22 protein-coding genes and 1 pseudogene are annotated in these 22,308 nt (G+C 71.7%); 14 read left to right on the top strand and 9 right to left on the bottom strand.

The window, feature by feature from the left end; translation table 11 throughout:
• Window positions 1–84: 84 nt before the first annotated feature.
• Both ACLQ3B_RS26910 and ACLQ3B_RS26905 read left to right on the top strand, forming a co-directional pair.
• A complete protein-coding gene (locus ACLQ3B_RS26910; RefSeq protein ID WP_425783477.1) occupies window positions 85–1,440 on the top strand; it encodes an RICIN domain-containing protein in 1,356 nt (451 codons plus the stop codon).
• 728 nt (window positions 1,441–2,168) lie between these two features.
• Window positions 2,169–3,368 carry an RtcB family protein gene (locus tag ACLQ3B_RS26905; protein WP_425783476.1) on the top strand — a complete coding sequence of 400 codons (1,200 nt, stop codon included), beginning with the start codon at window positions 2,169–2,171 and terminating at the stop codon, window positions 3,366–3,368.
• Window positions 3,369–3,409: 41 nt separating this feature from the next.
• On the opposite strand, the gene ACLQ3B_RS26900 is transcribed toward ACLQ3B_RS26905, so the two are convergent.
• From ACLQ3B_RS26900 to ACLQ3B_RS26875, 6 genes are all read right to left on the bottom strand, one after another.
• On the bottom strand, window positions 3,410–4,201 hold the full coding sequence (locus tag ACLQ3B_RS26900; RefSeq protein WP_425783475.1) for a maleylpyruvate isomerase family mycothiol-dependent enzyme: 792 nt from the start codon (window positions 4,199–4,201) through the stop codon (window positions 3,410–3,412).
• A 109-nt stretch (window positions 4,202–4,310) separates the two neighbouring features.
• The gene (locus ACLQ3B_RS26895; protein WP_425783474.1) at window positions 4,311–5,804 is read right to left on the bottom strand and encodes an MFS transporter; all 1,494 of its coding nucleotides are present in this window, start codon (window positions 5,802–5,804) and stop codon (window positions 4,311–4,313) included.
• 34 nt (window positions 5,805–5,838) lie between these two features.
• Complete coding sequence (locus ACLQ3B_RS26890) at window positions 5,839–6,468, bottom strand: TetR/AcrR family transcriptional regulator (protein WP_425783473.1); 630 nt, start codon at window positions 6,466–6,468, stop codon at window positions 5,839–5,841.
• A gap of 136 nt (window positions 6,469–6,604) precedes the next feature.
• On the bottom strand, window positions 6,605–7,504 hold the full coding sequence (locus tag ACLQ3B_RS26885; protein ID WP_425783472.1) for a Gmad2 immunoglobulin-like domain-containing protein: 900 nt from the start codon (window positions 7,502–7,504) through the stop codon (window positions 6,605–6,607).
• The gene (locus ACLQ3B_RS26880; protein WP_425783471.1) at window positions 7,501–8,904 is read right to left on the bottom strand and encodes a sensor histidine kinase; all 1,404 of its coding nucleotides are present in this window, start codon (window positions 8,902–8,904) and stop codon (window positions 7,501–7,503) included. The genes ACLQ3B_RS26885 and ACLQ3B_RS26880 overlap by 4 nt, the downstream gene beginning before the upstream one ends.
• Window positions 8,905–8,916: 12 nt before the next feature.
• On the bottom strand, window positions 8,917–9,597 hold the full coding sequence (locus ACLQ3B_RS26875; protein ID WP_425783470.1) for a response regulator: 681 nt from the start codon (window positions 9,595–9,597) through the stop codon (window positions 8,917–8,919).
• A gap of 166 nt (window positions 9,598–9,763) precedes the next feature.
• Here ACLQ3B_RS26875 and ACLQ3B_RS26870 point away from each other — a divergent pair, with 166 nt between their 5' ends.
• The 6 genes from ACLQ3B_RS26870 to ACLQ3B_RS26845 all read left to right on the top strand — a co-directional run bounded on the left by ACLQ3B_RS26870 (window position 9,764) and on the right by ACLQ3B_RS26845 (window position 13,367).
• On the top strand, window positions 9,764–10,078 hold the full coding sequence (locus ACLQ3B_RS26870) for an L-rhamnose mutarotase (protein ID WP_425783469.1): 315 nt from the start codon (window positions 9,764–9,766) through the stop codon (window positions 10,076–10,078).
• A gap of 133 nt (window positions 10,079–10,211) precedes the next feature.
• Complete coding sequence (locus ACLQ3B_RS26865; protein WP_425783468.1) at window positions 10,212–10,589, top strand: hypothetical protein; 378 nt, start codon at window positions 10,212–10,214, stop codon at window positions 10,587–10,589.
• 176 nt (window positions 10,590–10,765) lie between these two features.
• The gene (locus tag ACLQ3B_RS26860; RefSeq protein ID WP_425783467.1) at window positions 10,766–11,179 is read left to right on the top strand and encodes a DUF6069 family protein; all 414 of its coding nucleotides are present in this window, start codon (window positions 10,766–10,768) and stop codon (window positions 11,177–11,179) included.
• Window positions 11,180–11,218: 39 nt separating this feature from the next.
• Window positions 11,219–11,572 carry a YciI family protein gene (locus ACLQ3B_RS26855; protein WP_425783466.1) on the top strand — a complete coding sequence of 118 codons (354 nt, stop codon included), beginning with the start codon at window positions 11,219–11,221 and terminating at the stop codon, window positions 11,570–11,572.
• 20 nt (window positions 11,573–11,592) lie between these two features.
• Window positions 11,593–12,792: an RNA polymerase sigma factor gene (locus ACLQ3B_RS26850; RefSeq protein WP_425783465.1), complete on the top strand. Its 1,200-nt coding sequence runs from the start codon at window positions 11,593–11,595 to the stop codon at window positions 12,790–12,792.
• On the top strand, window positions 12,789–13,367 hold the full coding sequence (locus tag ACLQ3B_RS26845) for a dihydrofolate reductase family protein (protein WP_425783464.1): 579 nt from the start codon (window positions 12,789–12,791) through the stop codon (window positions 13,365–13,367). Before ACLQ3B_RS26850 ends, ACLQ3B_RS26845 begins: the two co-directional genes overlap by 4 nt.
• 72 nt (window positions 13,368–13,439) lie before the next feature.
• On the opposite strand, the gene ACLQ3B_RS26840 is transcribed toward ACLQ3B_RS26845, so the two are convergent.
• Entirely contained in the window at window positions 13,440–14,003 is a 564-nt protein-coding gene (locus tag ACLQ3B_RS26840) for an AMIN-like domain-containing (lipo)protein (protein ID WP_425783463.1), read from the bottom strand.
• Between the two features lie 240 nt (window positions 14,004–14,243).
• On the opposite strand from ACLQ3B_RS26840, the pseudogene ACLQ3B_RS26835 reads away from it, so the two are divergent.
• The 3 genes and pseudogenes from ACLQ3B_RS26835 to ACLQ3B_RS26825 form a co-directional block, all read left to right on the top strand.
• A pseudogene (locus tag ACLQ3B_RS26835) lies at window positions 14,244–14,653 on the top strand (snapalysin family zinc-dependent metalloprotease); the annotation flags it as partial.
• 14 nt (window positions 14,654–14,667) lie between these two features.
• A complete protein-coding gene (locus ACLQ3B_RS26830; RefSeq protein WP_425783462.1) occupies window positions 14,668–14,802 on the top strand; it encodes a hypothetical protein in 135 nt (44 codons plus the stop codon).
• A gap of 115 nt (window positions 14,803–14,917) precedes the next feature.
• On the top strand, window positions 14,918–15,571 hold the full coding sequence (locus tag ACLQ3B_RS26825) for a hypothetical protein (RefSeq protein ID WP_425783461.1): 654 nt from the start codon (window positions 14,918–14,920) through the stop codon (window positions 15,569–15,571).
• Window positions 15,572–15,587: 16 nt separating this feature from the next.
• Here the strand turns inward: ACLQ3B_RS26825 and ACLQ3B_RS26820 are convergent, their stop codons facing one another.
• Complete coding sequence (locus ACLQ3B_RS26820; protein ID WP_425783460.1) at window positions 15,588–16,418, bottom strand: DUF3152 domain-containing protein; 831 nt, start codon at window positions 16,416–16,418, stop codon at window positions 15,588–15,590.
• A 138-nt stretch (window positions 16,419–16,556) separates the two neighbouring features.
• On the opposite strand from ACLQ3B_RS26820, the gene ACLQ3B_RS26815 reads away from it, so the two are divergent.
• Both ACLQ3B_RS26815 and ACLQ3B_RS26810 read left to right on the top strand, forming a co-directional pair.
• Window positions 16,557–17,069, top strand: a complete 513-nt coding sequence (locus tag ACLQ3B_RS26815) for a SigE family RNA polymerase sigma factor (protein ID WP_425783459.1) — start codon at window positions 16,557–16,559, stop codon at window positions 17,067–17,069.
• Window positions 17,066–17,830: a hypothetical protein gene (locus ACLQ3B_RS26810; protein ID WP_425783458.1), complete on the top strand. Its 765-nt coding sequence runs from the start codon at window positions 17,066–17,068 to the stop codon at window positions 17,828–17,830. Before ACLQ3B_RS26815 ends, ACLQ3B_RS26810 begins: the two co-directional genes overlap by 4 nt.
• A 14-nt stretch (window positions 17,831–17,844) precedes the next feature.
• On the opposite strand, the gene ACLQ3B_RS26805 is transcribed toward ACLQ3B_RS26810, so the two are convergent.
• Window positions 17,845–20,616, bottom strand: a complete 2,772-nt coding sequence (locus ACLQ3B_RS26805) for an ATP-binding protein (RefSeq protein WP_425783457.1) — start codon at window positions 20,614–20,616, stop codon at window positions 17,845–17,847.
• A gap of 204 nt (window positions 20,617–20,820) precedes the next feature.
• Here ACLQ3B_RS26805 and ACLQ3B_RS26800 point away from each other — a divergent pair, with 204 nt between their 5' ends.
• Entirely contained in the window at window positions 20,821–22,272 is a 1,452-nt protein-coding gene (locus tag ACLQ3B_RS26800; RefSeq protein ID WP_425783456.1) for a M28 family peptidase, read from the top strand.
• Window positions 22,273–22,308: the final 36 nt, after the last annotated feature.

Below are 22,308 nucleotides of genomic sequence, written 5' to 3'. Positions count from 1 at the left end.
AATCCCACCCGATCGGCGGTCCGCGATTGACGCCGCCCAACCGGAGCGCATAACCTCTCATCTATCTGTAAACATTGTGAACAGATGCATCTCGACGCGGCGGCGCGCGTCCCGACCGAAGGGGACGATCAGGTGATCGCAGAACTCTCCTCCCGTACCAGACAGATCCTGTCGTTGTTCGTCGCCCTGGTCGTCGCGTTGACCGCAGGTCTCGCGGTCAACGCCTCGCGTCTCGCCCAGGCCGCGCCGACGTTCAAGGTCCTGGCCTTCTACAACGGCACCTGGGACGCCGCGCACATCGACTTCGTCAAGGACGCCCGGGCCTGGTTCCCGCAGGCCGCCGCCCAGTACGGCTTCTCCTGGGAGGCCACCAACAACTGGGGCCTGCTGAACACCGCCAACCTGGCCCAGTACAAGGTCGTGATGTTCCTCGACGACGCACCGCCCACCGCGCAGCGGGCCGCGTTCCAGCAGTACATGCAGAACGGCGGGGCGTGGCTGGGCTTCCACGTCAGCGCGTGGACCGACAACCCGTCGAGCTGGAGCTGGTACTACAACACCTTCCTCGGCACCGGCTCGTTCCAGACGAACACCTGGGGACCCACCCGGGTCACCATGCGCGCCGACAACCGCACCCACGCCGCCACCCGCAACCTCCCGGCGACGTTCCCGTCGTCGATCAGCGAGTGGTACTCCTGGAGCAACGACCTGCGGCAGAACCCCAACATCGACATCCTCGCCTCGGTCGACCCGTCCAGCTTCCCGGTCGGCACCGACCCCAACCAGTCCTGGTACGGCGGCTACTACCCGCTCGTCTGGAGCAACCGGCAGTACAAGATGCTCTACGCCAACTTCGGCCACAACGCGATGAACTACAGCACCAACACCGGGCTGTCCTCCACCTTCGACAGCGCGCAACAGAACCAGCTGCTGATCGACGGACTGCACTGGCTCGCCGGCGTCGGCAGCGCCCCCCCGACCACGCCCCCGCCGTCCGACGGCATCTCACCGACCGCCTGGCACACCGCTGTCAACCGGGCCAGCGGCAAGTGCGTGGACGCGCGGGCCGCGGCCAGCGCGAACGGCACCGCCATCCAGCAGTACGCGTGCAACGGCAGCACCGCCCAGCAGTACCAGTTCGCGCCGACCAGCGGCGGGTACCTGCGGGTCAACAACCGCAACAACAGCGCCCAGGTGATCGACGTGACCGACCGGTCGACAGCCGACTCCGCGAAAATCCAGCTCTGGTCCTACAGCGGCGGCAACAACCAGCAATGGCGGGCCGAGTCCGAGGGTGGCGGCTACTACCGCCTGGTCAACCGCGGCAGCGGCAAGTGCCTCGACGTGCCGGGAGCCTCCACGGCGGACAGCGTCCAGCTCATCCAGTACACCTGCAACGGCACCGCGGCCCAGTCCTTCCGGCTGGTGCCGCAGTCCTAGCTCCACCGCCACGTCCCGTGCCGGGGTGAACCGCGACTCACCCCGGCCCGGGGCCGGCGGCGCGAGCGAACCGGGCGGAGGACGGCGTGCCCGGAGCAGAGGCTGTGCCAACCCCTGTGGTGCGGGCCCCTGTCGAGCTGCCCCGTGGGTGGGGCACGTCCGCTGCCGCCGGGGGCGGTGACTGTCTCTCCGTCCGAGCCCTCGCGCGCGGGCTTTCTACCGCGAGCACAGCCTCCGCACTGACGGGAGGACCATGTCGAGGGCGGCGTACCGGGTCAGTCGCGCGTTCCGCGACCTGCGGCGCCCTGGCTCACCGCGCGCGAACGAAGGCGGTGTCGCGGTCAGACCGCCGGTCGTCGTCGCGACACTGCCCCACCACCGGGGCAGCTCTACAGGACGTGTGGGTGGCGTCCGCCTCCAGGAGACCACGGCGAGCCGGTGGGGATATCCATTGCGGACGTGTCGCAGCCCTCCTACTCTCGTCGATGCAACGGCAACCGATCAACCCCGGAGGGAGTACGCCATGTCGCGACGCGTCCGCACCTATGCCCGCCGGTGCCTGCTCCCATTGCGGCGCAACGAGCCGGGGTGGCGCGACTGACGCCGACGCTGACGCGTCCGCCGGCCGCCCATCCCACCGGGATCGGGCGGCCCTTTCGTATCCGCGCACCGCCGCCGGCCGCCAAGTCTGATCATTAACGGTCACCGCACGACAGAAGGAGCCCATCATGGGATTCACCCCCCTCGCCGGTACCCGGGCGCCGGTCCGGGTCTGGACCGACCCGTACGCCATCGAGCCGCAGGCCGCCAAGCAGCTGCGCAACATCGGCGCGCTGCCCTGGGTGCAGGGTGTCGCCGTCATGCCCGACGTGCACTTCGGCAAGGGCGCCACGGTCGGCTCGGTGATCGCGATGCGGCAGGCCGTCTCGCCGGCCGCGGTCGGCGTCGACATCGGCTGCGGGATGTCGGCGGTACGCACCTCGCTGACCGCCGGCGACCTGCCGGACGACCTGGCCGGGCTGCGTTCCGCGATCGAGGCCACCATCCCGGTCGGCTTCGCCCAGCGCAAGGACTCGGTCGACACGCGTCGGATCCGGGGCCTGGAGCAGGCCGGCTGGGACGACTTCTGGAACCGGTTCGCCGGCCTGGACCGGCGGGTGGCGCAGCTGGAGACGCGGGCGCAGCGGCAGATCGGCACCCTCGGCGGGGGCAACCACTTCATCGAGGTCTGCCTGGAGCAGGGTGGCGCCGACGAGGGACGGGTCTGGCTGATGCTGCACTCCGGGTCGCGGAACATCGGCAAGGAGCTGGCCGAGCGGCACATCGGGGTGGCCCGGGGGCTGCCGCACAACGTCGACCTTCCGGACCGGGACCTGGCTGTCTTCCTCACCGGGACGCCGGAGATGGACGCGTACCGGCGGGATCTGTGGTGGGCGCAGGAGTACGCGCGGCGCAACCGGGCGGTCATGCTGGCACTCCTGTGCGGCGTGGTGCGTGAGCACTTCCCGCAGGTCAGCTACGACGAGTCCATTTCATGTCACCACAACTACGTCTCCGAGGAGAACTACGGAGGGGTGGACGTGCTGGTGACCCGCAAGGGCGCCATCCGGGCCGGCCGGGGCGACCTGGGCATCATTCCCGGATCGATGGGCACCGGGTCGTACATCGTGCGGGGGCGGGGAAACCCGGACGCGTACTGCTCGGCGTCGCACGGGGCGGGGCGTCGGATGTCTCGGGCGCAGGCCAAGCGGACGTTCAGCACCGAGGACCTGGCCGAGCAGACCGCCGGGGTGGAGTGCCGCAAGGACGCCGGGGTGGTCGACGAGATCCCCGGCGCGTACAAGGACATCACCGAGGTGATGGCCCAGCAGGAGGACCTGGTCGAGGTGGTCGCGCACCTCAAGCAGGTGGTCTGCGTGAAGGGCTGAGAGACCGCGCGGGCCGGATGACCGGCCCGCGCGGCGCCGTCTCAGAAGCCGACGAAGACCCGGCGCAGGTCGTCGAGGGTCACCGCCCCGGTCACCCGCACCCCGTCGGGGGTGTACTGGGGGCCCAGCCGTCCGGTGGCCAGCCGCAGCCACGCCTCGGCCGGGGCCACCAGCTCCCCGTCGGGACGCTCCGGCGCGTCGACGACCTCGACCTTCTCGCCCAGCCGCAGCCCGAACGTCCGCTCCGGCGCGTGCAGGCGGACCAGCAGGGTGGCTTCCCGCCCGGCCAACTCCTGCGGCCGGCTGGTCCAGGACAGCATGCCGCCGACCTGGTCGAGCAGCAGCGCCACCGCCCCCGGCGTCACCGCCGCGAACCTGTTGAACGCCACCTCGGCGTCCCACTGGTGCAGGGCGAACTCGCTGAGCCGGAACCGGGCCGCGGTGGCCACGTCTACCGGCTCCGGCAGGAAGCCGAGGTTGATCCGCATCGAGGCCCGGGTCTCGGCGTCCAGCGCCTCGTACGCCTCGACCAGCCGTTCGTTGCTGGCGAGGAAGCCGGCGGCGTGCTCGGCGGGGGGCATCGCGTCCCAGCGTGCCCAGACGCCCCGGTTGAAGTCCCCGTCCGGGCCGGGCGCACCGGTGCGGGCGGCGTCCAGCGTCGCCAGGTTGATCTCGGCGCCGCTGCCCAGGTGGCTCAGCACCTGGGACACCTGCCACTCGCTGGCCCCCGACGGCTGGAGCAGGTCGTCTTCCTTGAGGTCCCGTACGAGGGCGGCAAGCTCCTCGTGGCCCGCTCGCAGAGCTGTGATGATCTGGTCAGCAGCTGTCGACATGAATCTCCTCAAACGGGTTTTCAATGATGATCCGGACGTTACCGGACGTTACCGCCGGCCAGCGCATTCCACGGTCGGGGCGCACCGGCCGGCGGCCGCGTCGGTCAGCTCAACCCATGTGCACGGTGTTGCCGGTCGGGATGTCCTCCTTGCGGACCTTCACCAGGACCAGGGTGGCCAGTCCGGCGAGCACGATCAGCGCGGCGCCCCAGGCGAAGGCCACCCGGTACCCGTGTACCAGCGCCTCCACCTGGTTGACCGGGTTCGGCGCCCGGCCGACCAGGTAGGCGGCGACCGCGCTGGTGTAGAAGGTGTTCAGCAACGCGGTACCGAGCGAACCACCGATCTGCTGGGTGGCGTTGAGCGTCGCGCTGGCCGCGCCAGCGTCGTGCTCCGGCACCCCGACCAGGGCGAGGCTGGACAGCGGGACGAAGGTGAAGCCCAGCCCCAGGCCCAGGATGACCTGCGCGGGCAGCAGGTGGGTGAGGAACGAGGTGTCCACGTCGATCTGGGTCAGCACCAGCATGCCCACGGCGGCGAGCGCCGCACCGGCGACCATCAGCGGCTTGGCACCCAACCGGGGCATCAGCTGGCTGGCGCCACCCGCGGCGATCAGCACACCGGCGGTGACCGGCAGTGACGCGAGGCCGGCTTCGAGGGGCTTGTACTGCAGCACCACCTGGAAGTAGAAGGTCAGGAAGAGGAACGCCCCGAACAGGCCGGCGCCGATCAGCGTCGAGGTGAGGAACGCCCCGCCCCGGTTGCGGTCCAGGACGATCCGCAGCGGCAGCAGCGGGTGGCTGGAGCCCAGCTCGATCACCACGAAGGCGGCGAGCAGCACCACGCCCGCGGCGATGAAACCGAGCGTCGCGGTGGCGTCCCAGCCATCCTCGGCGGCCTTGGTGAAGCCGTAGACCAGGGAGACCAGGCCGGCGGTCACCACGACCGCACCGGGTACGTCGTAGCGGGTGTTGCCGTGGGCCCGGCTCTCTGGCACCAGCGGGAGCGCGAAGGCGATGGCGATTGCGGCGACCGGGATGTTGACCAGCAGGCACCAGCGCCAGTTCGCGTACTCGGTGAGCACCCCGCCGAGCAGCAGGCCGACGGCCGATCCACCGCCGGCGATCGCGCCGTACACGGCGAAGGCCTTGGCCCGCTCGGTGGCCTCGGTGAAGAGCACGGTGAGCAGCGCCAGCGCGGCCGGGGCGAGCAGCGCGCCGAAGGCACCCTGCAACGCGCGGGCGGCGAAGAGCATCTCACCGGTGGTGGCCAGACCGCCCAGGGCGGAGGCGAGCGCGAAACCGGTCATGCCGACGATGAAGGTGCGCTTGCGCCCCCAGTAGTCGGCGATGCGACCGCCGAGCAGCAGCAGACCACCGAAGGCCAGCGTGTAGGCGGTGATCACCCACTGCCGGTTCGCGTCGGTGATCCCCAGGTCGGCCTGGGCCTTCGGCAGCGCGATGTTCACGATGGTGGCGTCCAGGACGACCATCAGCTGTGAGACCGCGATGACCGCCAACGCGATCCAGCGCCGCGGATGCGGTGCGCCAGTCGACGGCCCGGCGTTGGGCGCGCCGGGCGTGGTCGAGGTGGTTCCGGGCATGGTGAAGCCTTCCGTGTTGCGAATATTCGGTGAGTCAGGCCGGAGACGGACGGTGGTGCTGATAGCGGAGCACCGGGATCAGCACCTGGTCGACGACCTGGGTGAGGAACGCGTCATCGGCGGGTAGGCCGTGCGCGACGATGCGGGACATGGTGAGCGCGGGCGCCAGGTCGTGGAACAACTCCCGTTCCCCGGCCTCCGGCGGGATCTCCCCGCGGGCGGCGGCCCGGACCAGGACGGCGGTGCTGGCCACCCGCCCGGCCGGGAGCACCTGGTGACGCACCAGGCGTTCCAGCTCGGGGTTGGTCCGCATGGCGAAGGTCAACGCCTGCATCAGGTCACAGTCGGCCGTGCAGATCGCGGCCGTGGCCCGCAGCAACTCGATGAGGTCCCCGCGGAGCGAGCCGGTGTCGGGTGGGTTGTGCACATCCACGTGCCGGTCGCGCAGGGCGGCGACGACCAGCTCTGCCTTGCCGTCCCAGCGCCGGTAGATGGTGGCCTTGCTGACGTGCGCACGGGCGGCGATGGCGTCGATGGTCATCCGGTCGTAGCCGACCTCACGCAGGGTGTCGATGACGACGGTGAACAGGTCGCCGTCGGTGCACCGCGGACCCCGGGCCGCCGGTACCCCGGCGCCCGCGCCTACCTGCTGACCACCCAGCATCCGACCCCCCGCGAAACGATGTCGTACTGACCCTAGTTCGCGGCTGACTGATCGTGCAGGGTTTCGTGAGTTGCCTCGCACCGAGTCAACGAAACGATTACGTTTCCAGCCGGAGTTCGGCGGGTGAACGGGGTGGTCAGCGACCGGGGGCGAGGACCACCGGCACGGCCATCATGTTGATCCGGGTGCCGTCCCGGGCGGACACCTCGTACACCTCGATCGTGCCCTTCTGTTCGCGGACCGCGCGCCAGCCGAGCACCACCCGGTAGCCACCCCGGCAGCCGCTGCCGCAACTGGCGGTGCCGAAACCGGTGGCCACCTCCCGGCCGGCGGCGTCCAGGACCCGGACACTCACCGTGGCCTCGAACACGGTGGCGGTGCCCGTGACGACGAGCGGGGCGGCAACGCGCTCGCCGGGGATCGGGCCGGTGACCACGATCGGTGGCAGCAGGTCCGCGTAGTCCGCCCGTTCGGCCGGGCCCGCGCCGTCGAGGCGGACCTGCCGCACGCTGGGAAACTGGGTGAGCGTCCACACCACCTGCGCCTCGCGCAGTCGGCGGGTGGCCGGATCGCCGACGGACGGTACCCGCAGCGTCGCCACGCCGTCGACGATGCGGGTGACCTCGACGCCCGCCGGAAGCAGGGTGGTCATCCCGGTGGCGGCCTCGGCGGCGGTCGGCCCGGCGGCCAGCTCGGTGAGCGCCAGCCGGGACGTCGCGACAGTTGCCGGCCGGGTACGCCGAGTCGGCACGAGCAGCCCGTCGCGGACGTACCACAGCTCGATGGTCACCGGATCCGGCCGGCGCGTGCCGACGGACGCCGCCGCCGACGGACTCGGTGGTCGGCCGGCGGGTGACGGCGTCGGCTCCACGGCCGGGGTCGGGGTGGTTTCCGGGCGGTCGATGGGCGCGGCGCTCGTCGGCGGCGCGGTGGGCGCCGGGCCGAGATCACCGGAGCGGGGCGTGCCGCAGCCGCCGAGCAGGAGGGCCGCGACGAGCACCGGTACGCCCAGCCCGACCCTGCCGTGCCGGCTCATGCCACACCGCCCGCCGTGCCGGCGGGAGCGTCAGTGGGCAGCTCCAGCCGGAACCGGGTGCCCTCGCCCGGTTCGCTGCGCACGCTCAGCGCGCCGCCGAGCAGATCGGCGTGTTCTCGCGCGATGGCCAGCCCGAGCCCACTGCCCGGCGCGGAGCGGGACCTGTCGACCTGGTGGAACCTGTCGAACACGCGGGGCAGATGCTCGGCCGGGATGCCCGGCCCCTGGTCGCTGACCTCGAAGACGACAAGGGCGCCCGCCCCCGCCACGCTGGCCGTGATCTCCCCACCGCCGTGCTCGACCGCGTTGGCGACCAGGTTGGCCAGCACCCGCTCCAGCCGACGCCTGTCGGTGCGCACCACGACCGGGTCACCGGTGACCCGCACCCTCGGCGACCAGCCACGCGTCACGACGATGCCGTGCAGCAGCGCCAACGCGTCGACCGGCCGGACGGCCAGCTGCTCCCGCCCGGTGTCCAGCCGGGAGATCTCCATCAGGTCCTCAACCAGCCGGCGCAGCCGGACCACGTCGCCGACCAGCAGCCGGGCGGCCGGCCGGGCGTCGTCGGGCAACTCGTCCAGGTGCTCGCGCAGCAGCGACGCCGCCGCCACCAACGCGGTCACCGGGGTACGCAGCTCGTGCGCGACATCGGCGGTGAACCGCCGCTCGCGGGCCTGCGCGGCCGACAGCGCCGCGATCTTCGACTCCAGCGCCTCGGCCATCTCGTTGAACGTCGCCGCCCAGACGCTGAACTCGTCGCGCCCGCGTACCGGCAGGCGGGTGGCGAGCAGGCCCTCGGTGAGGGCCCGCGCGGCCCGGCTGGCCCGGCCCACCGGCTCCAACGTGCGACGGGCCAGCGCGTGACCCACCGCGGCGGCGAGCAACACCACGAGCACCCAACCGGCCACCAGCGCGGTGCGCAGCTGACCCAGGTCGGTGGCGACGTCGTCCTCCACGGTGAGGACGTACAGCTCGGCGGTGGAGCCGGGAATGCGCCCGCCGATCACCAGTAGTCGAGGACGCTGCGCCGGCGCGGAGCGCTGATAGCCGAGCCGCCCGCCCGCGACGACGGCCCGTAACGGGGTGCTCAGCACCGGGGCGTACGCGGGGTGCGAGGCACGGGTCGGGCCGTCGACGAGCACCACGTGCCGACCGCTGGCCTCGAAGCTGGTGAGCAGTTCGGCGCTGCGCTGCTCGGTCAGCGGCAGGAACTGCCCGGCGAGGACGAGTTGGTAGCGGGCGTCGGCGGCGGCCTCGTGCAGCGACGCGTCCAACCAGGACTGCCGCAGCAGCAGCCCGGTCCCGCCGGCGAGCAGCCCCGCCGAGACTCCGGCGACCAGGACGAAGGCGATCGTCAGCCGGCGTCGCAGGCGGCCGGGTCGCACCCCGCGTCCGGCCATCGCCGACCCCCGTCAGCCCGTGGACAGCTTGTAGCCGGCGCCGCGCACGGTCCGGATCAGCCGTGGCTGCGCCGGGTCGGCCTCGATCTTGGCGCGGAGCCGCTGCACGGCCACGTCGACCAGTCGGGAGTCGCCGAGGAAGTCGTGGTTCCAGACCAGGTCCAGCAGCAGTTGTCGGGTGAAGACCTGGCCGGGTCGGCGAGCCAGTTCCAGTAACAGGCGGAACTCGGTGGAGGTCAACGCCACCTCCCGGCCGTGCTGGCGGACCACGAAGGCGCCCGGGTCGATCTCCAGGCCGTCGACCTCGATGACTGTCGACGGGGACGGCACGTTCACCCGGCGCAGTACCGAGCGGACCCGGGCCACCAACTCGGGCAGGTCGAAGGGCTTGCGTAGATAGTCGTCCGCGCCGCACTCAAGCCCGACCACCACGTCGATGGTGTCGGTGCGCGCGGTCAGCATCAGGATCGGCACCTGACTGGTCCGCCGGATCTCCCGGCAGACCTCCAGACCGTCCAGGCCCGGCAGCATGATGTCGAGCACGATGAGGTCGACCGGGTGAGCGCGGAACGCGGCCAGGGCCTGCCGCCCGTCGACCGCGGTGTCGACCCGGAAACCGGCGCGGCGCAGACCGAGGGCGGTGACCTCCCGGATCGAGAAGTCGTCCTCGACCACCAACACGCGGCCCTCCATCACCCGAGGGTAGACCCGGCGCCACGGTGCGTAGCCCTGGCGGAACGGCCGACATCGACGGCCGGCCGGCCCCCTGCCGGGCGCCGTCCAACCGCTACCGTCAGGTGCCTTCGGCACCCCTGAACCAGCTGACACGAAAGGGCACGACGTGAAACGTCATGGCTGCGTGATTCGACTCCGCCCCGAGCAGCGGGAAACCTACCTGCGGTTGCACGCCGCCGTCTGGCCGAGCGTCGAGAAGACGCTGCGCGAGGCGAACTTCCGCAACTACACCATCTTCCTCCACGACGACCTGCTCTTCGGCTACTACGAGTACGTCGGCGACGACTACGAGGCCGACCTGCGGCTGATCGCCGCCGACCCGCAGACGCAGGAGTGGTGGAAGCTGACCGACCCGTGTCAGGAGTCGATCGCCGAGCCCGGCTCGGGGGACTGGTGGGCCCCGATGCGCGAGATCTGGCACCTGACCGACGAGGCCTAGTCCGCGGAGCACCCGGCAGTGTCGATCATGGAGTTGTGGTGCCGGACGTGGCGACGAATATCCGTTCTGTCGCCCACCACAGCTCCATGATCGACGAGGTGGGAAAGGTGGCGGCTCGGTTGAGGGGGCGACGGTGACCGACGGTGGGAGCAGGGGCGGTGCCGACAGGCGCGAGCGCGGGACGACGCCGCAGCGCCGCACCAGCGTCGGGGTAGGCGTCACACTCGTGCTGTTGGCGGTCCCGCTACTGCTGATCCTGTGCCTGTCGGGCCTGGCGCTCGTCCTGGCCATGGCTCCGTCCGAGCCGTGCCGGCCCCCATTCGTGCAGGATCCGTCGGAGTGCGGGCCCGAGCCGTTGACGTTGTTCCCGACGGCGTTGCTGGCCGGCGGCTACGGCGCGGCCGCCGTCGTCCTGACCCTTCGAGCCAGCCTGCCGCCCTGGGTGCGCATCGGCGCCCTGTGCGTGGCGCCGGTGGCCGCCGTCCCACTGCTCTGGGCGCTGTTCGGCTAGCGTGCCGTCGGCTGCCGGCCCGCCGAGCTGCGAGAATCGGTGGTCGGGCTCGTCTCACGCCGAGGTCGAAAATCGTCGACAAAAATTTTGGGCGTGCTGTCGATTGGGACCGGTTCAGTTCGTAGCCCTGGTGAGAGCCCGGCATCGCGACGGGCCGCACCCCACTGGAGGGCACGATGACCGCCACTGCCAACACGACCCGCGCCACCACCTCGACCGTCGGTGCGCTGATCCGGACCGGCGCCGTCGCCGCGCTCGCCGCGAGCGCCGCCACCATGGCCGTCGCCGCCGTCGGCCAGCTGGCCGGGGTCAGCCTCGATGTGGGCGGCACCCCGATCCCCGTCACGGGGTTCGGCGTGCTGACCGCCGCCTTCTCGCTGATCGGCGTGATCATCGCCGCGCTGCTGGCGCGTTTCGCCAGGCGCCCGCGGCGCACGTTCGTCCGCACGACTGTGGTGCTGACGGTCCTGTCAGTGGTGCCGGACGTGATCGTCGACGCCGGGACGGCCACCAAGACGTTGCTGATGCTCACCCACCTGGTCGCGGCCGCGATCGTGATCCCCGCTGTCGCGCGCCGCCTGGCCGCCTGACCTGTCGCCATCCCACCATCGAGCTACCGGAGGATCATCATGAAGCAGTACCTGCTGTCCGTGCACTTCGTCGAGGGCGCGCCGACGCCGTCCGACGAGGAGACGCAGACCATGTTCAGGGAGACCGGTCGGATCAACGACGACATGCAGGCCGCGGGCGCCTGGGTCTTCGCCGGAGGGCTCACGTCACCGGACAGCGCCACAGTCGTCCGGGTCGAGAACGGCGCCACCGCCATGAGCGATGGGCCGTTCGCCGAGACCAAGGAGCACATCGCCGGGTTCTGGGTCATCAAGTGCGCGGACCTGGACGCGGCGCTGGCCTGGGCCGAGAGGTGCGCGGCGGCCTGCGGTCCGGTCGAGGTGCGTCCCTTCGACGACCTGTCCCAGGCCTGACCAGGAGCCGGTCACCCGACATGGACCTGGCGAGCATCTACCGCGCGGAGTACGGCCGCTGCGTCGCCACGCTGGCCCGCCTCCTCGGTGACATCAACCTCGCCGAGGAGGCGGTCCAGGACGCCTTCACCACCGCGCTGCAGAAGTGGCAGACCCTGCCGCCGAACCCGGGCGCCTGGATCGTGACCACCGCGCGCAACCGGGCTGTCGACCGGCTTCGCCGGGAGTCGACCCGCGAGGCCCGGCACGCCCAGGCCCTGCTGCTGCATCACCAGGACGAGCCCCGGGAGGTGGGACCGGTGAAGGACGACCAGCTGCGACTCATCTTCACCTGCTGTCACCCGGCGCTCGCCCCGGACGCGCGGACGGCCCTCACGCTGCGCCTGCTCGGCGGCCTCGACGTGCCGGAGATCGCCCGTGCCTATCTGGTCCAGGAGGCGACCGTCGCCCAGCGGATCGTGCGCGCCAAGAAGAAGATCCGCGATGCCGCCATCCCCTACCGGGTGCCCGCCGAACACGAGCTGCCGGACCGACTGCCGCCCGTGCTCACCGTGCTCTACCTGATGTTCAACGAGGGCTACGCGTCCACCGCCGGTCCGCTGATCAGAACGGACCTGTGCGCCGAGGCGATCCGGCTCGCCCGCGAACTCGCCGCGTTGATGCCCGACGAGCCCGAGGTCCTGGGCCTGCTCGCCCTGCTGTTGCTGACCGAGGCGCGCCGCCCGGCCCGGCTCGACCCGGACGGCGAGCTGGTGCTGCTGGCCGACCAGGACCGGTCACTGTGGAACCTGTCGCTCATCGCCGAGGGTCACGACCTGGTCCGCCGTTGCCTGCGCCGCAACCGGCCCGGCCCGTACCAGATCCAGGCCGCGATCAGCGCGGTGCACACCGACGGCGCGGCCACCGACTGGCCACAGGTCCTGGCACTGTACGACCAGCTCCTCGCGTTCGCGCCAACCCCGGTCGTGGCGCTCAACCGTGCCGTCGCCGTCGCCGAGGTGCACGGACCGGCGGTGGCCCTCGCCGCGCTGGAGGGCGTCGACCTTCCGGGCTACCACCGGCTGCCCGCCACCCGGGCCGAACTGCTCGCCCGACTCGGACGGGACGACGAGGCCCGAGCCGCCTACGACCAGGCCGCTGCCCTGGCCACCAACGAGACCGAGCGGGCCTACCTGCAGGCCCGTCGCACCGAACTCACACGTGAATGGAGAGCATCATGACTGCCACCTACACCATCGACGTCTTTTCCAGCCTCGACGGCTTCGGCAGCACCAGCGGAAACTGGGGCGGGTACTGGGACAAGCAAGGCCCCGAACTGCTCGCGCATCGGCTGTCCGCGTACAACGTGGAGCAGCGCATGGTTTTCGGGGCCGGCACGTACCGGATCTTCGCGCAGATGCTGGCCGCGAGCACCGATGAGTCCGATGTCCGCGACGCCTGGGTGACCCAGATGAGGGACCTCCCGGCGACAGTGGTGTCGAACACCCTGCAAGGCCCCCTCGACTGGCCGGACGCGACAGTGGCGCGCGGCGATGCCGTGGACGTCGTCGCCCGGCTCAAGGAGGAATCCGACGTGCCGCTGCGATCGCACGGCAGCCTGTCGTTGAACCGGGCGCTGCTGACCGCTGGGTTGGTCGACCTCGTCCAGGTGACCCTCTTCCCGGTGATCACCGGACAGACCGGCACCGAGCCGATCTTCCAGGGCGCGGCCGACTTCGACCTGGAGCTGATCGAGAGCCGAACCCTCGATGGCCGCACCCTGGAACTCGTCTACCGGCCCACCCCGCACGTCTGAGCCGTCCCGGCACGCCATGCCCCGCTCCGGCGACGGACGCGTCTGCCGGGACGACTCGACGTCCGGCTCCGATCACCACTGGTGGGCGACGTCGAGCACCACCCGGCTGTGCGTGCCGGGGCCGGCGAGCACGAGCACGCGGAACGGCAACCGCGCCCGTACGCCGACGGCAAATGTGCTGTAGCCCTCGAAGCTGCCGCCGTAGACCACGTCGCGCAGTGTCGGGTAGCGCAGCACGTTCGTCACGTGCTCGCCGACCGCGTAGGGCACGGTGCCCAGGTGGTCGTCGTCGTACGCCGGAGCCCGCAGCGAGATCCGCAACAGCGCGCCCCCGGCGGTGTACGGCGACAGCGCCAGGCCTTCGCCCTCGGTCCACGTCTCGCCGTAGCCGATGGCGTAGCCGTCGACCGGCCCGGCGAACTCGAACACCACCCGGTCATAGCAGTCGTGCCGTCCGGTCCGGACGTCGACCAGTGGGGCGTCGCTGAGCGCGCCGGCCGACTTCTCCGCGCTGCCCCAGGTGATCCCGCAGTACGGCGACCCGGTCGTGGTGCCCGCCGCGGTGCTGCTGCCCGCGCTGGCGACCAGCCCGGCGAGGACGACCACCAGTGTCGTCAGTGCGCTCCTGATTTTCATTGTGGGTTCTCCGTTCGGTATCGGGGTCACGTCGCGGCGTTGCTGCCGGTGACCCTCTGCGGTCAGCGTCGTCCTGCCCCGGCACGGGCGCTTCGCCGCGGCGTAACCGCTGGGTAACAGCCTTCACGTCACCGGTATGACGCTTCCGCTATGCCGAACATCGACCGCGGTCTCATTGATATCCACGGGTATCAATGAGTCGGCGGTCGTGGTCGCCGGCCGACCGCAGGGGAGTGCGTGATGTTCCGACGACAAGTGCGACGGACGGCGCTGGCCATGCTGGTGGCCGTGCTGGCGGCGGCCGGGATGCAGCTTGCCACCGGTGCGCCGGCCGCCGCGGTACGGACCGTCTACTACGACGCGAGCCGGACCGGCGAGTTCCGTACCAACTTCGACCAGGCGGCGCAGATCTGGAACAGTCGGGTCAGCACCGTCCGACTCCTGGCCAGCACCCCGGCGCCGTGTCGCAACGCGAACCCCAGCGCGGCCGAGGCGAGCCGGGTGAACTCGCTGTTCGCCGGCGCCCTGGCCGCGCCGGTCAGCACGACGTACACCTGGAACGGCGCCTCGGACATCGCCCGCCGGTGGTCGGCGGCCGGCCGGCCACCGAGAACTACCCCTTCATGGTGTACGTCTCCGGCTGCACCGGTGCCAGGTAAACGGGGTGTGGAACCTGATCGGGGCGACGAGTCGGGCCGGCGACAACAACTCCACCTGTGCCACCGGGCCGTCCATCTACGTCGACCTGCCGTCGATCCGCTCGTGGATCTCCACCCAGGTCGGTGGCCTGCCGGTCTGACCACCAGCGACATCGAGGGCGAGAGCGAGCGTCAGACGCCCCCGCCCCGGTGTCACCCACGCCATCCCACGATGCGGTACGGTGCGTGCATATTCGGCACATCGGAGGTGGCTTCATGCCTGCCGTCGTCGTCCTCGCGCTGACCCTCGCCCTCGCGCCCGCGCCGTCCCCGTCGGCCACCTCGGATCCGCTCGGTGACATCATCGGTGGCGTCGGCCAGCTCGTCGACGACCTGCTCCCCGGCGACACGCCGAGCACCGCTCCCGCGCCGAGCGTCACGCCCACCGGGCCGTCCACGCCGAGTCGGCCACCGGTCGCCGGTCAGCCCAGCCCGGTGGAGCCCGTGGCGATCCCCGTGCCCGCCGCCTCGGCGGGCGGTGTCCCAGCACCCGCCGCCCCCGATCCGCGCACCGCTGACGAGGGCACCGGCACCCGCGAGGCCGCCGTGCCGCAGCGCGACCGCGACACCCCCGCACCGACCGCCGCGCCGGTGCTCGCCAACCCCACCCGCGACGCCTGGCCACCCGTGTCGTACCTGTTGGTGGTGGCGGTCCTCGCGGTGCTGGCACTGCTGCTCCTGCGCCGCCGGGCCCCGGTCCCCGCCGCCACGCGGACGCCCGACCCCGGGCCCGCACCGGATTCCGGCCTGGCGCCCGACCCCGAGCCGGTGCCGGACAACGTCAGCCGGTTACCGACCAGCCTCAACGCCATCTACGAGATGGGCCGGCTGGACGAGCGACTCGAACAGGAGCGCCGCCGGCGAACCTGAGGTCACCGCGTCGGTCTCAGGCTCCCGAGTAGGCGCCCTCCCGCCGGGGGATCGCGTCGTCGTACGCCCCGACCGGCCCGCTGTAGCGAGTCGTGCCCTTCGGGTACGGCCAGGCGTTCGCGGCGCAGCCGTGCAGGCCCAACGTCTGCTGCTGCATCACCGGCGCCGGCCGGCCCCGCCCGGGGCACCGCTCGTGGCCGTACCCGAGTTTGTGCCCCACCTCGTGGTTGACCATGTACTGCCGGTAGATGTCCAGGCTCGCGCCGTAACCCGGCACCCCCTTGACCCAGCGCGCCACGTTGAGCACCACCCGGCCACCGTTGCGGCAGGAGGTGTAGGCGTCCGGCACGTCCTGGCAGAGGGTGTCGCGGGTGCCGGGAGTCGCCAGGTAGATGGTGAAGTCGGTCGGTTCGCCGGCACCGACGCGGCGCAGCCGCCACGCCCCGCCCGCCGTCCACCCGCGCCTGTCGTTCAACGTCGTGGTGATCGCCGTGGCGATGTCCTTCGCCGGCAGGCCCCGGATGTCGCGCTCCACGGCGACCCGGTAGCGCAGCAACCGGCCGGCCGTCGCGCGTCCGGGCGTTGTCTCGCCGGGCGCCACCGACCAGCGGTTACCGCCGGTGGCGGGGTAGCTGACCGGGATGACGGGCACGGAACTGGGTCGGACCGTGACGGCTGCGGTCGGCCGGCCGGTGGGTGTCGCCGGTCCGCTGACCAGCGGACCGGCGGCGACCGGGTCGGTGGTGGGTTGCCCGGCGGCCGGCAGGCCGCATCCGGTGAGCAGCGCCACCACCAGCAGCGACGCCATCGAGGCGGGACCCGGGCGGCGGGTAACCTTCGTCGACATGTATCTCCCCTCGCGCGTCGCTCGGCGGCGGCGCGGAGGAGAAGACGGGTGACCGTGGCGAAAAGTTGATGTGACCCAGGGCTCAACCTTTTCCCGGCCTCGCCCGTCTCTAGCTCTGTGGCACGGAGAGGGTTCGCGGTGGCGCGGGGTGACGCGGATTTCGTCGAGTTCGCGCGGGCGGCGTCCGCGCGACTGGTGCACGCCGCGTTCCTGATGACCGGCAACCACCACCAGGCCGAGGACGCCGCGCAGACCGCGTTGGTCCGCACCTACGCGTCGTGGTCGCGGATCCACGACGACGACGCCTACGGCTATGCCCGCCGCACGCTTGTCAACCATCTCGTGGACGGGTGGCGACGGCCGATGCGGGAGTACCCGACCGACGAGATGCCGGAGCGGCGACGTGGCGACGTGGCCGACGACATGGCCGATGACGTGGCCACCCGACGCTGGTTGATCGCCATCCTCGGTGCGCTCAGCCCTCGGGAGCGCGCCATCGTCGTCCTGCGCTACTACTTCGACCTGCCGGAGGCGCAGGTGGCCCGGGAACTCTCCGTATCCGTCGGCACCGTCAAGAGCACCAGCTCGCGGGCCCTGGAGAAGTTGCGCAGCGCCGCGCCGCGTACGGCCGATGAGGAGGCGCGCCGATGAGCGAGCTGGAACGACTCCGCCACGCCATGCGGGCGACCGAGCGTCCCGACGCGGTGCTCGACCTGGCCGCCGTGCTGCGCGAGGGACGTCGGTTGCGGACCCGTCGGCGCGTCGCCGGAGCCGGGGCGGCGACGCTCGCGACCGGCCTGGCCGCCGTGGTCGTCGTGGTGGCGGTCGGCGCCTCGGGGCCGGGCGATCCGGCGCCGACCGAGCGCCCCCCGCCGGTCGCCGTCGCTCCACCGCCGGTCGGTGTCTCGCCGACGGCGGGGAGCTCGCTGGACCCCACGCCACCGCCGACGCTGTCCCGCGACGAGCCGCCACCGAAGCCCCTGGGTCAGCTGGTGGACAGCGGGGTGCGGCACGGCACCGAGCGTCGGGTCTACTACTTCGTCCCGGTGTCCCTGCCGGGCGTACCCAAGGTGTCCATCGGCCTGGCCGCCGGCCGCCAGGCGGCGGGCGGCTCGTTGACCACGGACATCCTGGTCAACGACGTCGAGGGCAGCGACCGTCGCCCCGGGTTCCACCAGATCGGGTACGACGAGGGCTCAGGTGCTGCCGCCTCGGTGCCCACCTTCGGCTACTTCGTCGGCCCGGCCCAGCGGATCATCGGCACGGTCGACGGTCGGCAGGTCGATGCCCGCATGGCGCGATGGAGTGTCGACAAGCAGGTGCTGATCTTCTGGTTCGACCCGGCGCAGCTCACTCCGGGGGAGCGGCTGGACGGCATCATCGCCCGTGACGGCGGCGGCCGCCGGCTCTGACGCGCTGCCGGCGCTCAGGCCAGTCGACGCTCGATTGTCACCGTCGTCCCCTCGGCGGTGGAGACCAGCCGCACGTCGCCGTAGGCGTTCATCAGCAGCGCGCCGCGCCCGCGGTCCATCGCCGGCCGGCGGTCCCGCCAGGTGCCGAAGTCGCGCACCGAGATCCGGACCAGGTCGCCACCCACCTGGACGCGTACCCGCACCTCCGGACGGCTGGGCCGCTGCGCGTGCTCGACGGCGTTGTTCATGGCCTCGGAGCCGGCGAGCAGGAGATCTTCCAGCACGTCCGGGTCGACGTCCAGGTCGCCCAGCGTGCCGCGGACGTCCCGACGCATGGCCGCTGCCGAGGTGGGTGCGGACGGGTACGTCCACCCGACGTCCAGCAGGTCGCCCAGCCCGTCCGGGTCGGCCGGCGTCTCCGCGACCACTGACGCGTCGCGCACGGGTGGGACCGCCGGGGCCGACGGGAGGGGGCGGACCGGGGCGGATCGTGCCGACGGGGCGGTGACCGTCGCCGGGGCGCCGCCGCTGGCCGCCGCCGGAATACGGTCGCGGGCTCGGCGGATGCTGGCGCGGATCCGGGCGATCAACTCGGCCGCGGCGAACGGTTTCACCAGGTAGTCGTCGGCGCCCAGGCTCAGGCCCTCCACGCTGGCCTCCCCACCGGCACGGGCGGACAGCACCAGCACCGGCAGCGCCCGGGTCGTCGGGTCCGCCCGTAGCCGGCGCACCAGGTCGAAGCCGTTGAGCACCGGCATCATCACGTCGGTCAGGACCAGGTCCGGCAGGTCACGGTGGATCTCGTCGAGGGCCTGTCGGCCGTCGGTGACGGCCCGCACCCGCCAGCCCTGCCCGGTGAGCAGCCGGGTGAGGTACGCCCGCATGTCGGCGTTGTCGTCGGCGAGCAGGATCCGGGCTCCGGCCAGCTCGTCCGTGGCCGCCCCGGACGCGGGATCGGGCTCGGTCACCGCGTCGCCCGGTTCGGTGAGCCAGCCCATCGCCTCCTCGACGGCGGCGCGGGCCGCGTCCCCCCGCCCGTCCACCGTCGGACCGCTGACCGCTGTGCGGTGCGCGGCCGACCAGGGCAGCGTCACGGTGAAGCTGCTGCCGACGCCCACCTGGCTGGTCGCTCGAACGTCGCCGCCCTCCAGCCGGGCCAACTCGTGCACCAGAGCCAGGCCGATGCCCGTGCCCTCGTGACTGCGCGAGCGGGCGCCCCGCACCCGGTGGAAGCGTTCGAAGAGTTTCGGCAGGTCCCGTTCCGCGATGCCGATGCCGGTGTCCGTGACGGTGAGGCGCACCTCCTCGTCGTCGGCGTCGAGGGTGACCCGGATGCGGCCGATGAACGTGTACTTCAGGGCGTTGGAGAGCAGGTTCGTGACGATGCGTTCCCAGTTGACCGGGTCGACCGCGACCGGCCGGGGCAGCGGCGGGCAGCTCACCTCGAGGGTCAGCCCGGCCCGCTCGACGGCGGCCCGGAACACCCCGGCGAGCTCGGCGGTCAGCGCGGCCAGGTCGACCAGGCGGGCGTCACTGCGCGCGCGCCCGGCCTCCAGGCTGGAGAAGGTGAGCAGGCTGTTGACAAGGGTCAACAGTCGGGTGGCGTTACGCCAGCCGGTCTCCACCCGCTCCCGCTGCACCGCCGCGAGCGGAGCGGTGGCGTCGGTGAGGGCGTCGGTCAGCGGGCCGAGGATGAGGGTCAACGGGGTACGGAACTCGTGGCTGACGTTGGCGAAGAAGTCGGTCTTGACCCGGTCGAGTTCCGCCATCGCCTCGATGCGGCGTCGCTCCTCCTCGTACTCCTTGGCGTTGCGCAACGCCACGGAGATCTGCTGGGCGAGGAGCTGATGGAAGGACCTGTGCGCCTCGTCCAGCCCTCGGCTGGGGCTGACACCCACGAGCAGGACGCCGAGCGGCTGATCCTCGTCGGCGGAGGGCAGCGGCAGCGCCAGTGCGCTGCGGACCGGGTCGTCCCACGGGCCGGCGGGCAGCGGCAGCCGGTCGGCGACGTCGGTCACCTGGGTCGTGCGGCCCTCGACGGCGTCCGCCAGCCCCCAGGCGTACGCGGGCGGGCCCGGGTCGGTCAGCTCGACGGCGTCCGGCAGGGCCCCGGCGTGCCCCTGGTCGCCGCCGGTGCAGGCGACCCGTCGCAGCGCCGTGCCGTCGCGCAGGTAGATGGCGGCGAAGGGTACGTCCAGGGGATGGCCGTCGATCACGTCGATCAGCCGGGCGGCGGTGGCGTCCACGTCGACGGTGCGCCCGTCGCCGAGCACGGACAGGTCGCGCAGGAGACGGAGCCGGCGTTCACCGACCACCTGTTGGGTGACCTCGCTGCACACGGTCAGCACACCGACGGTACGGCCGTCGTCGTCGCGGGCCGGGGCGTGCGAGACGCTGAAGTACGCCTCCTCGCGGTAGCCGGCCCGCTCCAGCAGCAGTTGCAGCGCGGGGACCCAGCTGGCCACCCCGGTCGCCATGGCCTGCTCGATCAGTGGGGCGAGCACGTCCCAGCCCTCGGCCAGGGTGACCCGCACGTCGTCGCCGAGCGCGGCGGGGTGCTTGTCACCGATCAGCGCGGAGTACGCGTCGTTGTAGAGCTGGGAGAACTCGTCCCCCCAGAGCAGCAGCATGGGGTAGCGGGAGGAGAGCACCATCCGAACGGCGGCGCGCAGGCTCTGTGGCCATCCGCTGACCGGGCCGAGTGGCGTGTGGGCCCAGTCCAGCGCCGCCATCAGCCGGCCGGTGTCGCCGCCGCCGCTGAACAGGTCGATGCTGGGTCGTGTCACGCTCGACCCGGCCCCATCGCTAGCCCCCGTTCCGGGCCCGACGACCCCTGCTGGCGTTACCTACCCATCCTGGCACCTCTACTCACCTGTGCCGTCGCCGGTACCCACTGTCGAACCGGCGGCGGTTCGGGACGAACGACCGATGCTCAAGAAATAGATATCTGTAAGTGTCTCGGGTATCTCTCCAACCCCGAGGAGCCCCCCATGAGAGGCAGAACGCTGAGCGCGGGAACCGCGCTTGCCGTGTTCGCCGGGATGACGGTGACGCTGGCCGCCCAGCCGGTAGCCGCGTCGCCTACGACCACGATGACGGAGGCCCGGCCGATCGCCGCGGCCGCCGCCGCGTTGGCAGCACCGGACATCTCCGTCAGCAACGTCCAGGCCCACCTCACCCAGTTCAACAGCATCGCCGCCAGCAACGGCGGTAACCGCAGGGCCGGCTCGGCCGGCCACACCGCCTCACTCACCTACGTCAGGACCAAGCTCCAGGCGGCCGGCTACACCGTCAGCGAGCAGTACTGTTCCAACTGCACGTACCCCTCGAACAACCTGATCGCCGAGTGGCCGGGCGGCCCGACCGACCAGGTGGTCATGTTCGGCGCGCACCTGGACGGCGTCTCGGCCGGCCCCGGCATCAACGACAACGCCACCGGCTCGTCCACCCTGCTGGAGAACGCGCTGGTCCTGGCCGCGCAGAACCCGACCATGACCAAGCGGGTCCGGTTCGCCTGGTGGACCGACGAGGAGCAGGGCCTCAACGGCTCCCGGTTCTACGTCAACTCGCTCAACGCCACCCAGCGCGGCTACATCAAGGGCTACTACAACTTCGACATGGTCGGCTCGACAAACGGCGGCTACTTCATCAACCGGGTCACCTCGACCACTGCCGCGCCGCTGAAGGCGTACTGGGACTCCCTGGGTCTGCAACCGGAGGAGAACGTCGAGGGTCAGGGCCGCTCCGACGACTACTACTTCCAGCAGGCCGGCATCCCCACCTCGGGCTACGCCGCCGGCGCCAGCGCCCGCAAGACCAGCTCCCAGGCCGCCAAGTGGGGCGGCACCGCCAACTCGGCGTACGACCCGTGCTACCACAGGTCCTGTGACACCACCGCCAACGTCAGCGCCACAGTGCTGAACCGGGCGGCCGACGGTGTCGCGTACGCGCTGTGGCAGCTCGCCGTGAGCGGCGGCACCCCGGCCTGCGTCGGCGGTCAGGTGGTCGGCAACGGTGGCTTCGAGAGCGGCAACACGACGTGGACCGCGTCCTCCGGCGTGATCACCAACGCCAGCGGCCAGCCGGCCCGGACCGGGTCGTACAAGGCGTGGCTCAACGGGTACGGCAGCACCCGCACCGAGAGCCTGTACCAGTCGGTGACCGTGCCGGCCGGCTGTGCCACGTACACGCTGTCGTTCTGGCTGCACATCGACACCGCCGAAACCACCGGCTCCACGGCGTACGACCGGCTCGCCGTGCAGCTGGGTTCGACCACGCTGGCGACGTACTCGAACCTCAACGCCGCCTCCGGCTACGTGCAGCGCAGCCTCAACGTGGCCGGGTTCGCCGGGCAGACGGTGACACTGCGGTTCACCGGCACCGAGGACTCGTCGCTGCAGACCACCTTCGTGATCGACGACGTGACGTTGCAGGCGAGCTGAGCGCGTACCCGGGAAAGGGCCGCCACCGGTTCTTGC

This window comes from Micromonospora sp. DT53 (genome assembly GCF_049841535.1).
Taxonomy (GTDB): domain Bacteria; phylum Actinomycetota; class Actinomycetes; order Mycobacteriales; family Micromonosporaceae; genus Micromonospora.
Note: the sequence above shows the minus strand (reverse complement) of the source record. Positions and strands in the feature narration are given on the sequence as shown.

Excerpts from the sequence above, each read along its gene's own strand:
- ACLQ3B_RS26910 (WP_425783477.1), top strand. The coding sequence starts at position 85 with ATGCATCTCGACGCGGCGGCGCGCGTCCCGACCGAAGGGGACGATCAG.
- ACLQ3B_RS26905 (WP_425783476.1), top strand. The coding sequence starts at position 2,169 with ATGGGATTCACCCCCCTCGCCGGTACCCGGGCGCCGGTCCGGGTCTGG.
- ACLQ3B_RS26900 (WP_425783475.1), bottom strand. The coding sequence starts at position 4,201 with ATGTCGACAGCTGCTGACCAGATCATCACAGCTCTGCGAGCGGGCCAC.
- ACLQ3B_RS26895 (WP_425783474.1), bottom strand. The coding sequence starts at position 5,804 with ATGCCCGGAACCACCTCGACCACGCCCGGCGCGCCCAACGCCGGGCCG.
- ACLQ3B_RS26890 (WP_425783473.1), bottom strand. The coding sequence starts at position 6,468 with ATGCTGGGTGGTCAGCAGGTAGGCGCGGGCGCCGGGGTACCGGCGGCC.
- ACLQ3B_RS26885 (WP_425783472.1), bottom strand. The coding sequence starts at position 7,504 with ATGAGCCGGCACGGCAGGGTCGGGCTGGGCGTACCGGTGCTCGTCGCG.
- ACLQ3B_RS26880 (WP_425783471.1), bottom strand. The coding sequence starts at position 8,904 with ATGGCCGGACGCGGGGTGCGACCCGGCCGCCTGCGACGCCGGCTGACG.
- ACLQ3B_RS26875 (WP_425783470.1), bottom strand. The coding sequence starts at position 9,597 with ATGGAGGGCCGCGTGTTGGTGGTCGAGGACGACTTCTCGATCCGGGAG.
- ACLQ3B_RS26860 (WP_425783467.1), top strand. The coding sequence starts at position 10,766 with ATGACCGCCACTGCCAACACGACCCGCGCCACCACCTCGACCGTCGGT.
- ACLQ3B_RS26855 (WP_425783466.1), top strand. The coding sequence starts at position 11,219 with ATGAAGCAGTACCTGCTGTCCGTGCACTTCGTCGAGGGCGCGCCGACG.
- ACLQ3B_RS26850 (WP_425783465.1), top strand. The coding sequence starts at position 11,593 with ATGGACCTGGCGAGCATCTACCGCGCGGAGTACGGCCGCTGCGTCGCC.
- ACLQ3B_RS26845 (WP_425783464.1), top strand. The coding sequence starts at position 12,789 with ATGACTGCCACCTACACCATCGACGTCTTTTCCAGCCTCGACGGCTTC.
- ACLQ3B_RS26840 (WP_425783463.1), bottom strand. The coding sequence starts at position 14,003 with ATGAAAATCAGGAGCGCACTGACGACACTGGTGGTCGTCCTCGCCGGG.
- ACLQ3B_RS26825 (WP_425783461.1), top strand. The coding sequence starts at position 14,918 with ATGCCTGCCGTCGTCGTCCTCGCGCTGACCCTCGCCCTCGCGCCCGCG.
- ACLQ3B_RS26820 (WP_425783460.1), bottom strand. The coding sequence starts at position 16,418 with ATGTCGACGAAGGTTACCCGCCGCCCGGGTCCCGCCTCGATGGCGTCG.
- ACLQ3B_RS26810 (WP_425783458.1), top strand. The coding sequence starts at position 17,066 with ATGAGCGAGCTGGAACGACTCCGCCACGCCATGCGGGCGACCGAGCGT.
- ACLQ3B_RS26800 (WP_425783456.1), top strand. The coding sequence starts at position 20,821 with ATGAGAGGCAGAACGCTGAGCGCGGGAACCGCGCTTGCCGTGTTCGCC.